At 29.7% G+C, this 14,945-nt stretch carries 9 protein-coding genes and 3 pseudogenes; 7 read left to right on the top strand and 5 right to left on the bottom strand.

Annotated features, from left to right (window positions below):
• Positions 1–216: 216 nt before the first annotated feature.
• A complete protein-coding gene (gene degP / locus AB4W73_RS01345) occupies positions 217–1,653 on the top strand; it encodes a serine endoprotease DegP (RefSeq protein WP_367680643.1) in 1,437 nt (478 codons plus the stop codon).
• Between the two features lie 166 nt (positions 1,654–1,819).
• Here degP and cgtA read toward each other — a convergent pair.
• Positions 1,820–2,845, bottom strand: a pseudogene (cgtA, locus tag AB4W73_RS01340) (Obg family GTPase CgtA); the annotation flags it as partial.
• Positions 2,846–3,383: 538 nt separating this feature from the next.
• Here cgtA and cyoA point away from each other — a divergent pair.
• The 6 genes and pseudogenes from cyoA to AB4W73_RS01310 all read left to right on the top strand — a co-directional run.
• A pseudogene (cyoA, locus tag AB4W73_RS01335) lies at positions 3,384–4,247 on the top strand (cytochrome o ubiquinol oxidase subunit II); the annotation flags it as partial.
• An 80-nt stretch (positions 4,248–4,327) separates the two neighbouring features.
• Positions 4,328–6,321 (top strand): annotated as a pseudogene (gene cyoB, locus AB4W73_RS01330) (cytochrome o ubiquinol oxidase subunit I).
• Positions 6,311–6,937 (top strand): cytochrome o ubiquinol oxidase subunit III, encoded by a 627-nt coding sequence (locus tag AB4W73_RS01325; RefSeq protein WP_367680642.1) that lies wholly within the window; start codon positions 6,311–6,313, stop codon positions 6,935–6,937. Before cyoB ends, AB4W73_RS01325 begins: the two are co-directional and overlap by 11 nt.
• The gene (gene cyoD, locus AB4W73_RS01320; protein WP_367680641.1) at positions 6,938–7,309 is read left to right on the top strand and encodes a cytochrome o ubiquinol oxidase subunit IV; all 372 of its coding nucleotides are present in this window, start codon (positions 6,938–6,940) and stop codon (positions 7,307–7,309) included.
• 6 nt (positions 7,310–7,315) lie between these two features.
• Positions 7,316–8,203, top strand: a complete 888-nt coding sequence (gene cyoE, locus AB4W73_RS01315; protein WP_367680640.1) for a heme o synthase — start codon at positions 7,316–7,318, stop codon at positions 8,201–8,203.
• 19 nt (positions 8,204–8,222) lie between these two features.
• A complete protein-coding gene (locus AB4W73_RS01310) occupies positions 8,223–9,602 on the top strand; it encodes an MFS transporter (RefSeq protein WP_367680639.1) in 1,380 nt (459 codons plus the stop codon).
• Between the two features lie 1,431 nt (positions 9,603–11,033).
• On the opposite strand, the gene sufE is transcribed toward AB4W73_RS01310, so the two are convergent.
• Genes sufE through sufC form a run of 4 tightly spaced genes read right to left on the bottom strand, consistent with a single transcriptional unit; the run spans position 11,034 to position 14,800 of the window.
• The gene (gene sufE, locus AB4W73_RS01305) at positions 11,034–11,450 is read right to left on the bottom strand and encodes a cysteine desulfuration protein SufE (RefSeq protein WP_367680638.1); all 417 of its coding nucleotides are present in this window, start codon (positions 11,448–11,450) and stop codon (positions 11,034–11,036) included.
• A 50-nt stretch (positions 11,451–11,500) separates the two neighbouring features.
• Positions 11,501–12,790 carry a cysteine desulfurase SufS gene (gene sufS / locus AB4W73_RS01300; RefSeq protein WP_367680637.1) on the bottom strand — a complete coding sequence of 430 codons (1,290 nt, stop codon included), beginning with the start codon at positions 12,788–12,790 and terminating at the stop codon, positions 11,501–11,503.
• A complete protein-coding gene (gene sufD, locus AB4W73_RS01295) occupies positions 12,787–14,079 on the bottom strand; it encodes a Fe-S cluster assembly protein SufD (RefSeq protein ID WP_367680636.1) in 1,293 nt (430 codons plus the stop codon). The genes sufS and sufD overlap by 4 nt, the downstream gene beginning before the upstream one ends.
• Positions 14,057–14,800: a Fe-S cluster assembly ATPase SufC gene (gene sufC / locus AB4W73_RS01290; RefSeq protein WP_367680635.1), complete on the bottom strand. Its 744-nt coding sequence runs from the start codon at positions 14,798–14,800 to the stop codon at positions 14,057–14,059. Before sufC ends, sufD begins: the two co-directional genes overlap by 23 nt.
• Between the last annotated feature and the right edge of the window lie 145 nt (positions 14,801–14,945).

Below are 14,945 nucleotides of genomic sequence, written 5' to 3'. Positions count from 1 at the left end.
ATAGCACTAATAATGTTATTTTTATTTTATTATTCATTAATTACTAAAGTTAGATTAATATATAACCTATATTTGACTTATAAAAGAGACTTAAGGTTTCTTTTATAAATTTATTTAAATGAATCTCAAGTCAAAAAATTAATTATACAAGGCGTAACGAAACAAGTGATTAAATTATCTACTAATTTTATTTTTTATATTTAGAGAAATCAATTTATGAAAAAAACTATTTTAATATTTAGTACATTAGCATTAAGCATAAGTATAATTGTTATTCCAATTGTAACTGCTACTACAAAACCTTTTTTTAATAATGAAATAGGAGATAACCAGATAAGTAACGAGCAATTATTACCAAGTTTAGCACCAATGTTAGAGGGCGTAATACCTGCAGTAGTTAGCATTAATATTGAAGGTAGCACTACTATTAAACGAGACCAGAGATCATCGCAGTTTTTTAGTGATGCTTTTCCCTTTTGCCAAGAAGATTCTCCATTCCAGAACTCACCTTTCTGTTGGGGTAACCAAAAGAATTATAATCAGCCCATAGAAAAAAACTTTAAGGCATTAGGCTCAGGTGTAGTTATAGACGTAAATAAAGGTTATGTTGTTACTAACAATCATGTAGTAAATCATGCGAGTAAAATTCAAGTACAATTAAGTGATGGTCATCACTATGATGCAAAAATTATTGGTAAAGATCCTCGCACTGATATTGCTTTGCTGCAATTAAAGGATTTTAAAAATCTAAAAGCAATAAAAATGGCTGATTCAGATAAATTACGAGTAGGAGATTATACCGTTGCTATTGGCAATCCTTATGGTTTAGGAGAAACTGCAACATTCGGTATTATTTCTGCATTGGGACGTAGTGGTTTAAATTTAGAAAATGATGAAAATTTTATCCAAACCGACGCAGCTATTAATCGTGGTAATTCTGGTGGTGCTTTAGTTAATTTACAAGGTGAACTAATTGGTATCAATACAGCAATTCTTGCCCCTGATGGTGGAAATATTGGTATTGGTTTTTCTATTCCAAGTAATATGATAAAAAATCTTACAGCTCAAATGGTAGAATTTGGGCAGGTAAAACGAGGCGAACTAGGAATTATGGGCACCGAGCTTAATGCAGAATTAGCAAAAGCTATGCGAGTAGATGCACAAAAAGGAACTTTTATTAACCAAGTACTACCAAATTCTTCTGCTGCTAAAGCAGGTATTAAAGCTGGAGATGTAATTGTTAAATTAAATAATAAACCAGTTAATAGCTTTGCTTCTTTCCGTGCTGAAATAGGTAGTTTACCAATTGGAACAAAAATGACGTTAGGTTTATTACGTAATGGCAAACCTGTTATTGTTAATATTACACTAGAACAGGGTTCTCAAGTTCGTGTTAGTTCTGGTACGCTTTATAAGAGAATTGAGGGGGCAGAATTAAGTAATGCCACTAATATTCCAGGAGTAAAAATTGGCGAAGTAAAACCAGGTTCTGCAGCTTTTCGTATTGGCTTAAAAAAAGATGATATTATCATAGCAATTAGCCAGGAAAGAGTACGAAATTTAGCAGATTTACGTAAAATTCTCGATAAAGAACCTAAGATCTTAGCATTACGTATTTGTCGTGGTGATAATGATATTTATCTTTTAGCATAATAATAACTACCTGTGGACAAGATAAAGCTTGTCCACCTTTTAATTTTAATAAAATATTTTTTGTATAATAGATCTTAAATAAATCTTGGAGCTGTTATTAATTACTAATACTGCTAGTATTAAGATTATAGTTACTCCATATAAGCTTAATTTTTTCTGTTAATTATTTTTTGATTATTAAGTCTTTTTGCGTATTGAGAAAATTCATTATATCCCAGCATAGTAAATGAACACCACTATAATTTGCTGCTGATATTAGATAATATTTATCTCGCCATTCTAGTGCTGTAATAATTTTTTTTGCATATTTTTCAGCTTCTTTTTTATCTAATAAATCAATTTTATTAAAAACTAACCAGCGTACTTTATTAATAATATTAACTTTATATTGTTGTAATTCATTAATAATTATATTGATATTTTTAATTGGATCGGAACCATCAATCGGTGCAATATCAACTAAATGTAATAATAGACTGCAACGTTCTAGATGTTTAAGAAAATGAATCCCTAAACCTATACCTATTGAAGCACCTTCAATTAATCCTGGGATATCAGCAATAACAAAACTTTGTTTATAATCCATTCTAACAGTACCAAGAGTTGGCACTAAAGTAGTAAAAGCATAATTGGCTACTTTTGGTTTAGCAGCAGAGATAGCACAAACAAAAGTAGATTTACCTGCATTAGGTAATCCTAACATACCAACATCCGCTAGTAATAAAAGTTCCATAGTTAAATTACGCATCTCTCCAATTGTACCCATTGTTTTTTTACGTGGAGCACGGTTAATAGAAGATTTAAAACGTGTATTACCTAGTCCGTGAAAACCTCCTTTTGCTACCATTAGGCTTTGCTGATGACATAACATATCACCTAAGATTTGATTGGTACTTTGATCTAATATTCTAGTGCCAACTGGTACTTTAAGGGTAATATCCTTGCCACGCTTACCAGTACAATTATAACTTTGACCATTTTTACCATGCTCAGCATGAAATGATTTTATAAAGTGATAGTCAACTAAGGTATTAAGATTATTATCCGCAAGTAGATAAACATCACCTCCATCACCTCCATCACCTCCATTAGGTCCACCATGCGGGATGTATTTTTCGCGACGAAAACTTGCACAGCCGTTACCGCCATTACCAGCTATAACGAGAATCATGGCTTTATCTATAAACTTCATTTCATTTTCTCCGTAAATTAGTTATTGGGTACAGAGAACTTATTAAACTAATAGTAGAATTTATAGTATCTAATAGATTTTATAAGAAATCTATTCTGTATTTTACGAGATATATCTTAGAGTCTATTTTAAATCTCTTGTGTTTATCATGTTTTAATCAAATAACTTGTTAAAAACAAACTTAAAATAATTATATTATCTTTTAGATAATTTAGAATAACTCAAAATAGAAGTTAACTTTAACTAAGCATAACTTTGTATTATTTTTTCTGTTAATATTAGAAATCTTTCCTGCTATTATTAGTACATTGTCATAATATTTAGTTAGTATTAATAATTCTAATAATAATTTTTTAATTTTATTAGCCTATCAGATATTAAGGTAGATCAGGTATGTTTACAGTTTAATGACCTTACCGTAAAATACTAATATAGATAAAAGTAATAATAGATCTCTATCTACTGACAAGTAGTATAAAATTAATAAAAGAATTTAAAAAGGTCTAGTAGCGCGTTATTTTATCATTGAGGTCATTAAATGAGACATAATAGTTATATTAAAAGTATAAAGATACTTTCTTTATTTACTGCAATAATAATACTAAGTGGTTGCGATACTATTTTAATGAATCCTAAAGGAGCTATCGGAGTTGAACAGAAAAATCTAATACTAACAGCAATAGGTTTAATGTTAATTGTTGTTATTCCAGTTATCTTTATGACCTTAGTTTTTGCTTGGAAATTCCGTGCTAAAAATAAAAATTCTGCTTACACCCCCTATTGGTCTCATTCTAATAAAATTGAGATCATTATTTGGTTAGTACCAATTATTATTATTACTATATTAGCAGTAATAACCTGGCAAACTAGCCATAAACTTGATCCCTATAAACCATTAGTTAGTGATAAAAAACCTATAACTATTGAAGTGGTATCTCTTGACTGGAAATGGTTATTTATCTATCCAGAGCAAGGTATTGCTACTGTTAATGAATTAGCATTTCCAATTAATATTCCATTAAATTTCAAGATTACTTCTAATTCAGTAATGAATTCGTTTTTTATTCCTCAGTTAGGTGGGCAAATTTATGCAATGGCTGGAATGCAGACTAAACTACATCTTATTGCTAATGATGCTGGTAAATACAAAGGTTTTTCCAGTAGTTATAGCGGTGAAGGTTTTTCAGGAATGAAATTTACTGCTATTGCCACATTAACAGAAGCAGATTTCAATCAGTGGGTTAGACAAATAAAAGCATCATCATATACCCTAAATAATACTAATGATTTTAATAAATTAGCACAGCCCAGTAAAAATAATCCGGTTAAATATTTTTCCAGTGTAAAGCCTGGACTATTTAAAGAACAAATCAATAAATTCATGGGTGATATGCAAATGAATAGTAACTACCTGACAGGCAATAAAATACATGAAAGTATATATAAAGGTAAATAGATTCATATAGGACCGAGGAGTAAATAATGCTAGGAAAATTAACACTTGAAGCGGTGCCATTTCATGAACCAATCATTATGATAACTATAATGTTTATTATAGTTGTTGGACTAGCACTGACGACTTTTTTAACTTATTTTGGTAAATGGAAATGGTTATATAATGAATGGTTAACCTCAGTTGATCATAAAAAAATTGGTATAATGTATATTATTGTTGCTATAGTTATGTTGATGCGTGGCTTTGCCGATGCAATTATGATGCGCGGCCAACAAGCATTATCCTCTGCGGGGGAAACTGGTTTTTTATCACCTCATCATTATGATCAAATTTTCACTGCTCATGGCGTGATTATGATTTTTTTTATGGCAATGCCTTTTATTATTGGTCTAATAAATGTGGTCGTGCCATTACAGATAGGTGTGCGTGACGTAGCTTATCCATTTTTGAACTCTTTAAGTTTTTGGTTATTTATTGTTGGTGTATTATTAATTAATATTTCTCTTGGGGTAGGTGAATTTGCACAAACTGGTTGGTTAGCTTATTCGCCACTTTCTGCGAAAGAGTATAATCCTGGTGTGGGTGTTGATTATTGGATATGGAGTTTACAAATTTCAGGTATAGGTACTCTATTAACTGGTATTAATTTTTTTGTTACTATCTTAAAAACACGTGCACCAGGAATGTCTATGATGAAAATGCCAGTTTTTACCTGGACTGCGCTTTGTGCTAATATCTTGATTATCATTGCTTTTCCTATTTTAACTGTAACCATAGCATTACTAACACTAGATCGTTATATAGGCACTCACTTTTTTACCAATGATATGGGTGGTAATATGATGATGTATATCAACCTAATTTGGGCTTGGGGGCACCCAGAAGTTTATATCTTAGTGTTACCTGTATTTGGTATATTTTCTGAAGTTACCGCTACTTTTTCGAAAAAACGATTATTTGGGTATACTTCATTAGTATGGGCAACTATTGTTATTACAATACTATCATTTATTGTTTGGTTGCACCATTTTTTTACTATGGGATCGGGTGCTAATGTAAATGCTTTTTTTGGCATTGCTACCATGATTATTTCTATTCCAACTGGGGTAAAAATATTTAATTGGTTGTTTACTATGTATCAAGGACATATCCAGTTTAACTCAGCTATGTTATGGACAATTGGTTTTATTATTACCTTTTCTATTGGTGGAATGACTGGTGTATTATTAGCAGTACCTGGTGCTAACTTTGTTTTACATAATAGTTTATTTTTAATTGCTCACTTTCATAACGTTATTATTGGTGGTGTAGTATTTGGTTGCTTTGCAGGTTTAACTTATTGGTTTCCTAAATCTTTTGGTTTTATTTTAAACGAAAAATGGGGTATTCGTGCATTCTGGTTTTGGTTGATTGGTTTCTTTATTGCTTTTATGCCTCTATATATCTTAGGTTTTATGGGAATGACTCGCCGTTTAAGCCAAGATATTAATCCAGAATTTCATCCAATGTTAATGTTAGCGGCAGGTGGTACTTTACTTATTGCCTGTGGTATTTTATGTCAGTTTATCCAGATTTTTGTTAGTATCCGTGATCGTAAACAGAATTATGATTTAACCGGTGATCCTTGGGGAGCACGTACATTAGAATGGATGATACCTTCACCCCCTCCATCCTATAATTTTGCTATAGTTCCATATATTCATGAACGTGATGAATTCTGGCGAATGAAAGAGACGGGTGAAGCATATAAACGTCCAGAAAAATACAACGAAATACGCATGCCTAAAAATACTAGTGTTGGCGTAGTTATTGCTAGTTTTAGTTTAATCTTTGGTTTTGCTATGATTTGGTACATTTGGTGGTTAGCAGTTATTAGTTTTGCTGGCATAGTTATTACTTGGATTATAAAAAGTTTTAATGAAGATTTTGATTATTGTATATCTATTGATGAAATTAAATATATTGAAAATCAACACTATAAACAAATCAATAAAGTATAGGCGTAAATCATGTTAACTAAATCTCTAATCCAAAGTAATTTTGACTATAATATAACTCATACAGAGCATAGTCATCATAATAATGGAGCTATAAAAATATTTGGTTTTTGGATCTATTTAATGAGTGATTGCATTCTATTTGCAACATTATTTGCAACCTATGCAGTTTTAGTTAATAACACCGCAGGGGGGCCTTCAGGTAAAGATATTTTTAATTTAAGTTTTGTATTGATAGAAACTTTTTTATTACTATTTAGTAGTATTACCTATGGAATTACAATGCTTAGCATGAACAAAGGTAATAAAGATCAGGTTAATTTATGGTTAGCATTAACTTTTATACTTGGATTAAGTTTTATAACAATGGAATTTTTTGAATTTCATGAACTAATTACTAAAGGTTATGGTCCTAATCGTAGTGCTTTTTTATCAAGTTTCTTTGTGTTAGTAGCAACTCATGGTATTCATGTAAGTGTTGGTCTAGTTTGGATTATTATCATGATAATTCAAACAATAAAACGTGGTTTAAGTACAATTAACCAAACTAGATTAATATGCCTAAGTTTATTTTGGCATTTCCTTGATATAATCTGGATATGTGTATTCACTATTGTTTATCTATTAGGGGTCATATAAATGAATATTTCTACTGATGACCATATTAACAATTATGCTCATGCTAAAGATAATTATATGGGCGTTAACCATGAAAGCTTAAAATCTTACCTGATTGGCTTCGTATTTTCTATTATTTTAACTGTTATTCCATTTGTTATGGTAATATATAATAATATCTCTCATAATATAATTTTAATAACAGTAGTTGCCTTTGCTTTAGTACAGATTTTTATACATTTAGTATATTTCCTACATATGAATCAATCTTCAACAGAGCGTTGGAATTTAGTAGCTTTTATATTTACTATTATAGTTGTTACTATTATCATAATCGGCTCACTTTGGATCATGTATAATCTTGATATCAATATGACAATTAGTAATGAGTAACCTCTAATGATTAAACAATATTTGCAGGTTACTAAACCAGGCATTGTTTTTGGTAATTTAATTTCTGTTACTGGGGGATTTATTCTCGCAGCCCAGGGTGTAATTAATTATCCTTTATTTTTTTCTACACTCCTTAGTGTCTTATTAGTGGTCGCCTCTAGTTGTGTATTCAATAATTATATTGATCGTGATATTGATAGCATTATGCAAAGAACAAAGAATCGTGTCTTAGTAACAGGTCTAATTAATAAAAAAATAATCTTGATCTATGCCTCAATACTAGGTGTTACTGGTATACTATTACTTTATTTTATGGTTAATGTATTAGCAATGGTATTATCAATAATAGGTTTTATTATATACATTGCAATCTATAGTCTTTATATGAAACGTCATTCAGTCTATGGTACATTAATTGGTAGTCTATCTGGTGCGGCTCCTCCTGTTATTGGTTATTGTGCCGTTACTAATAAGATTGATACTGGTGCTTTTATTCTATTCTTAATTTTTAGTTTATGGCAAATGCCACATTCTTATGCAATTGCTATTTTTCGCTACAAAGATTATCAGGCAGCGAATATTCCTATTTTACCAATAATTAAAGGCATTTTTATCACTAAAAACCATATAATACTTTATATTTTAGCGTTCATGCTAGCTACTTCAATGTTAGTATTAAGTGGCTATACTGGATATAGTTATCTTTTTGTAGTTACTACTATAAACCTTTGGTGGCTAGGTATAGCATTACGAGGTTACAGAACAAGAAGTAATATTATATGGGCAAAAAATCTATTTATCTTTTCAATAATTACTATTACTTCGCTTAGCATTATGATGTCTATTGATTTTAATGCAACCACCTCTGTCGCATTACTAGTTAATGCTAATTAATAAAATTTTTATGGATTTTATGAATGATAATAAAATGACATCATTAGAACTACGAGCTGCTTGGGGATTAGGAATTATTTTTTCGTTACGCATGCTCGGTATGTTTATGGTTTTACCAGTTATTACTACTTATGGTATGGCACTAAACGGTGCTAATGAAGTACTTATTGGTATTGCTATTGGTATTTATGGTTTTACTCAAGTAATCTTTCAAATTCCTTTTGGATTTATTTCTGATCGTATTGGCCATAAACCTCTTATTATCTTTGGATTAATAGTTTTTATGTTTGGTAGTATCGTCGCAGCATTAAGTAATTCTATTTGGGGTATTATACTAGGGCGTGCATTGCAAGGTTCTGGTGTAATTGCAGCAGCAGTAATGGCATTACTCTCTGATCTAACTCGCGAACAAAATCGTACTAAAGCGATGGCACTTATAGGTATTAGCTTTGGTATTACTTTTGCTATTGCTATGTTTCTTGGTCCTATGATTACTCATTCTTTTGGCTTAAATATCTTATTTGGGAATATCGCTATACTTGCTTTACTTAGTATTATTATTGCTATAACTATTGTTCCTACAACCAATACCCATATTCTTAATCGAGAAGCGAGTATCGTTAAAAGCAGTATTACTAAAGTATTTAATAATTATCGATTGTTAAAAATAAATTTTGGTATTATGTGCTTGCATATTTTATTAATGTCAAATTTTATTGCTTTACCACACGTAATAGAAAGCGCTAAATTATCACCTAAGCAGCATGGATACATTTATTTAATAACAATGTTAATTTCTTTTGCGATGGTAGTGCCTTTTATTATATATGCTGAAACTAAACGGCATATAAGACAGGTTTTTATTAGCTGTGTAGCAGTGCTTTGTATTGCTGAAATTATACTTTGTAATGCTAGGCAACATCTTTGGATAATTATTATTGGTATGCAATTATTTTTTATTGTTTTTAACTTAATGGAAGCTATTTTACCATCATTAATAAGCAAAGAGTCTCCTGCTAGTTACAAAGGTACAGCCATGAGTATATACTCTACCAGTCAGTTTATTGGTACAGCTATCGGTGGTAGTTTAGGAGGTTGGATATTCGGAGTTGCTGGAGCTGAAGCGGTATTTATAAATAATGCAATAATTGCATTATTATGGTTTGCTATTAGTTGTACTATGCAAGAACCACCTTATGTTAGTAGTTTACGCATTGTACTTTCTGCAGCAGCTATAAAAGATGTAAACTTAGAAAAATACTTCAGAAATCAGCTTGGCGTCACCGATGTAGTAGTAGTAAGAGAAGAACAAAGTATCTACGTAAAAGTAGATACAAAACAAACAACTCGCCACCAATTAGAACAATTAGCCAATAAGTTTACTACAAAACTACAGTAAGTGCTATAAGTTTCATTAATCTCTTCAAAAACTCTTATTTATCTAATTTTCATACTATAAATTACTATAGTTAGATTATTTCTCAATTCAAATTATTATTACCTATTTTAGTAAAAATCTAATATAACTTTAGATTATTTAATCATACTAATAATATTTTTATTTAACACATGCTAACTTAATAAGTTATATTATAAGATTATCTTTTAGTATTAAATATTTTCTTTATTTTTTAAGTAATATTAAGTTTAAATGAATTTTTACTAGTCCTAAGTAATCTATATTTATTACATTTTAATTGTAAGATATATTTATGCATAAAGTCTTTGAATAATCTAAAATTAAATATTTTTATTAATAAAAATTATATAAATAACTACTTTATTTTTTATTAATGACTACTTAGTTTTTTTTAAAATATGTTTTTTCTAAATAAAACTCTTTATGTCTTTATCAGTTTAAACAGTATTTAGTGGCATTAATAAGTATATGTTAATATTATATATTATTTTAATATATAATATTACTTATCTTATAGTTTTAGTTAACAGAAAAACAACTACGACACCCTTGTAGATATTTGAGGATTATTAACAAATAATCCTTGAAATATAATCTAAATTTTTTAACTACTGTTGCTTATAAGAGTAAGAACATTGATTTTTAAAAGAAATATAATGATTAATTAATGACTTACATAAAATTTCTTATAATATATTATATTATATTATATTATTAATATTATTTAGATATAAATAAGTATAACTAGAGTTAATAGGATAAAAAGTAATTTTTTCTTATCTAGTAAGTAATAAAAGCATAATTTAATTATATCCTGTCATTGACTAAAATACTATTTATTGGTTAAAATAACTATTTAATGTCTACCTATCAGGTATCATTTTAGTAAATATGAAATATTTAGCTATATTGAAGTAAAAACTAAAGATTTAGACAGAAATGATAGCACAATACTGCTAGTACTAGTAGTATTTAATATCTAGCCCTATATTAATTTTATTAAAATAATTAGTATATAACTATAATCTAGGCATGTAATAATATAATTATTAAATTATTATTAATTAGCATATTACTAAGAATAATTTTAGATATTATATTAGTATAAAACTGTAAAGCGCAGTATTAAATACTTATAGTAGACCTTAAAACTCAAAAAAACACTAGATAACTCTAAATCTAAATAATGGAATATGTAAAATATTAGTAACATCTATATATGTTCTTTATTAGTATAAGTGGGAGGATAATAGTAAAAAGAGAATTAACAAAACTTAAAATAATGATAGAATTAATAAAATAATTAACAAATAGAACTCTATAATCTTAAGATTATAGAGTTTAATAAAAAGATAACTAAGCTATTTTATTAGTTACTACTTGTTTTTATTAGAAAATATCTAGTGTTTATTAGGTTAAGTGTACTACTGCAGTATAGATAGCGCGTACCATAGATTCTAGCCCTTGAGAACGATGCGGCGTTAAATGTTGACTTAATGCCAGCTCAGAGAAAAAGGGCTGTATATCTAACTTAATGATTTGTTCTGGTAGCAAATTTTGATAAAGAATAAATACTATTGCCATTAACCCTTTAACAATTACAGTATCACTGTCTCCAGCAAATAATACTTGATTCTCTTTTGTTAATGTAACGCTAATCCATACTTGGCTATAACAACCAGCAATTAAATTTTGTGGTTGCCGTTGTTCTTTCGTTAATGCTGGTAATTGCATCCCTAATTCAATTATATAACGATATTTTTCTTCCCAATTAAGGCAACGATTAAAATTAGCAAGCAATTTTTGTTTACTTGGCAATATTGCCATAGCTTTTCCTTAATACGTAAAATTAAAGCTACTTAATTATATTATAATGGTTAATTTAAAAGGCACTCAATACTTTGTAATGCAGTAACCAGTTGATTAATTTCTTCATACGTATTATATAGCGCCAGAGAAACACGACACATAGTAGATACGTTATAAAATTTCATTAGTGGTATAGCACAATGTTGACCTGTACGAATAGCAATACCATACTTATCAAGAAAAATACCAACGTCATAGGAATGATGCTGCCCTAAATTAAAAGCAATAACTCCAGCACGATTTTTTTCTGAACCATAAAGTTTAAAGTTTGGTACTTGCTTTAACTTTTTTAATGCATAAGTCATTAGTGACTGTTCATAATGCTGAATTCTAGTTAATCCTAGCTGATTAATATAGTTTATAGCAGCTCCCATGCCAATAATAGCAGCAGTATTAGGTGAACCAGCTTCAAAGCGTACTGGAGCATCAGCAAAAGTAGTTTCTTCTGTTAAACTGACAGTTTTAATCATTGATCCCCCACTTTCCCAAGGAGGCATCATTTGTAATAATTTATTTTTACCATATAGTATGCCAATACCAGTCGGTCCATATAATTTATGGCCAGAAAATACATAAAAATCACAATCTAATGCTTGTACATCAACTTGCTGATGCATTACTGCTTGTGCACCATCAACCAATACTACTAAATCTTTTGCAAGCGCTTTTGCTTTCATTACAATATCATGTATTGGGTTTATCGTACCTAGTACATTAGAAATATGTGTAATTGCTAGTAAATGGGTATGGTGATCAATTAATTTTGATAGGTCATTTAAATCTAATTCTCCAGAAGTTGTTAAATGCCATATTTTAATAATAAGACCACGTTTCTTGGCTAAAATTTGCCAAGGAACAATATTAGCATGATGTTCCATCTCGGTAATAATAATACTATCACCAGTATTAAGAAAATGATCCCCATAGCTATTAGCTACTAAATTAATACCCTCAGTAGCACCTTTAACGAAAACAATCTCTTGTTCTGTTTTAGCATGAATAAAATCTGCAACTTGACAACGTACGTGTTCCATAGCTTCTGTTGCTTTTTCACCTAAAGTATGGATACCACGATTTACTGCTGCGTAATACTTACGATAAAAATTCATTTCACTATCAATTACTACTTGTGGTTTTTGTGCACTTGCTGCGCTATCTAAGTAAATAAGTGGAATATTATTAACCTGTCTACTGAGTAGTGGAAAATCAGCTCTAATTTGTTCTATAGAAAAATTTTTTATTTGCAGATTATTGTCTACTTTAGCTTGTTTATTATCATGCAAGTTATTATTAATCATATATCTATCCGTTTTAAACGTTTAGTGATACGGGTTACTACTTGTTGATGAATAATCTTATTCTTTAGTGATTCTGTAAGTTCAGCAGCAAAAGCAAAAATAATCATTTGTTTAGCTTTAGTTTTACTAATACCACGAGACCGTAAATAAGACACCTGTTCAATATCAATATATCCTACTGTTGCACCGTGGCTACATTTAACATCATCTGTATAAATTTCTAACCGTGGTTTTGTATTAACCTCTGCTTGTTTGCTAAGGAGTAAGTTATTGTTAGTTATTTTCCCATCTGTTCTTACAGCATGTGGTGCTACTTTTAATATGCCATCAAATACTGCCTTACCATTATTATAGACTATAGTTTTATGTAATTGTTGACTGTGGCAGTGACCTTTATTATGCTCTAGATAAGTGCGACTATCACATATCTCTTCTCTAAAAGGTAATAATAGACTATTAATTGATATATAACTTCCTTTGCCATTAAGTTGAGCACTAGTATGGTGCCTGGTTAAATTAGCACCAAGTAGAAAACTATCGCTATGTGCGTAGGCATGATTTCCAAGTATTAAATCATTATGAGAAAAATGATAACTATGCTGATTTTCAAATGCTAATTTATAATGCGTTAACTGTGCATTATCACCTAGGGATATTGTTAAGCGTGCACAGGTAAAGTGTGACTGATTATTTAGACTAACAAAATGTTCTATTACCTGTATTTTTGCATTCTCTTCTATTAATAAATGATGACGATAATAACTACTGTTAATTATATTTTTATTTTGATTATCTGTTTGGCCAGAGCTAATATGTAGTAGATATAATGGCTTATTACTTTTTTTTCCTGCAGCTAAACGAATTAATAAACTTTCTTGTGCTAAACTTTCTGTAAGATGTAAAAATACTTCTGCATGTACTGCTACTGGTATGTTTTTTTGTTCTACCAAAGAACTAACCTGGTAGGATTCATAAATATTATCACTGAGAGATGCAATAAATCTACCATTTAAAAATACTAATCGGTGACTATCTAACGGTAATGCTAGACAATCACATTGTTGTTTACTTATTTTCAATTTTTGTGCATAATTAAATCTATATTGTAATAACCGATCGAGAGATGTATACTTCCAATCTTCATGTTTGTGATTTGAAAAACCTAATTTTATTGTTTCTTTCCAGTGATACTGTTGCCAATGAGCTTGCATGTTAGATAAACTAGTCCGTTGCTGAAATAATTGGCTAAACTGTACTAGCAGATCATTATCTGGTAATAAGCCAGTCATAACCTTGTTCCTCCAATTTTTTTGCTAGCATAAAATCTCCAGTTTCGATAATTTTACCTTGATATAGAACATGTACAAAATCTGGTTTTAGATAATTTAAAATACGCTGATAATGAGTAATAATAATAAAAGCACGCTTATTATTACGCAGTGAATCAACACCATCAGAGACAGTTTTTAAAGCATCAATATCTAAACCGGAATCAGTTTCGTCTAAAATACATAGATTAGGTTCTAATGTTATCATTTGTAAAATATCATTACGTTTTTTTTCGCCACCAGAGAAACCAACATTAACTGAGCGGGTTAGTAAATCTTTTTTCATCTTTAATAAATTAATTTTTTTTTCAATAAAATCTGTAAAATCAAAATGATCTAATACAGATTGTTGCCGGTATTTACGAATAGCATTAACAGCCGTCTGTAAGAAAAAAAGGTTGCTAACCCCAGGAATTTCAACTGGATACTGAGAAGCAAGGAAGATACCTTCCCTGGCTCTTTCCTCTAGTTTTAAGTTTAATAAATTTTTATTTTGAAATAAAATTTCACCATGAGTAACCTTATATCCTTCCTTTCCAGCTAATACAGCTGCAAGAGTACTTTTTCCTGAGCCATTAGGGCCCATGATAGCATGTATTTCTCCAGATTTTACTTTAAGATTAATCTCTTTGAGGATAGTTTTACCTTTAATACTAGCTGTTAGCTGCTTAATACTTAACATAACATACTATTTCCTTTATACACTAAACATGAGTGAGTAGATTACTAAAAATAGAGTATTAACCAACGTATATTCTAGGTTAATAGCTAATAATTTCTGTGTTTCTACTATACACTAAACATGAGTGAGTAGATTACTAAAAATA

The organism is Candidatus Fukatsuia anoeciicola (assembly GCF_964059965.1).
In the GTDB taxonomy this organism is placed as follows: Bacteria; Pseudomonadota; Gammaproteobacteria; order Enterobacterales; family Enterobacteriaceae; genus Fukatsuia; species Fukatsuia anoeciicola.
The sequence above is the reverse complement of the archived record's forward strand: the minus strand, read 5'-3'. Positions and strand labels throughout refer to the sequence as shown.

Coding starts and splice junctions, on each gene's coding strand:
- degP (WP_367680643.1), top strand. CDS start 217: ATGAAAAAAACTATTTTAATATTTAGTACATTAGCATTAAGCATAAGT.
- AB4W73_RS01325 (WP_367680642.1), top strand. CDS start 6,311: ATGTTAACTAAATCTCTAATCCAAAGTAATTTTGACTATAATATAACT.
- cyoD (WP_367680641.1), top strand. CDS start 6,938: ATGAATATTTCTACTGATGACCATATTAACAATTATGCTCATGCTAAA.
- cyoE (WP_367680640.1), top strand. CDS start 7,316: ATGATTAAACAATATTTGCAGGTTACTAAACCAGGCATTGTTTTTGGT.
- AB4W73_RS01310 (WP_367680639.1), top strand. CDS start 8,223: ATGAATGATAATAAAATGACATCATTAGAACTACGAGCTGCTTGGGGA.
- sufE (WP_367680638.1), bottom strand. CDS start 11,450: ATGGCAATATTGCCAAGTAAACAAAAATTGCTTGCTAATTTTAATCGT.
- sufS (WP_367680637.1), bottom strand. CDS start 12,790: ATGATTAATAATAACTTGCATGATAATAAACAAGCTAAAGTAGACAAT.
- sufD (WP_367680636.1), bottom strand. CDS start 14,079: ATGACTGGCTTATTACCAGATAATGATCTGCTAGTACAGTTTAGCCAA.
- sufC (WP_367680635.1), bottom strand. CDS start 14,800: ATGTTAAGTATTAAGCAGCTAACAGCTAGTATTAAAGGTAAAACTATC.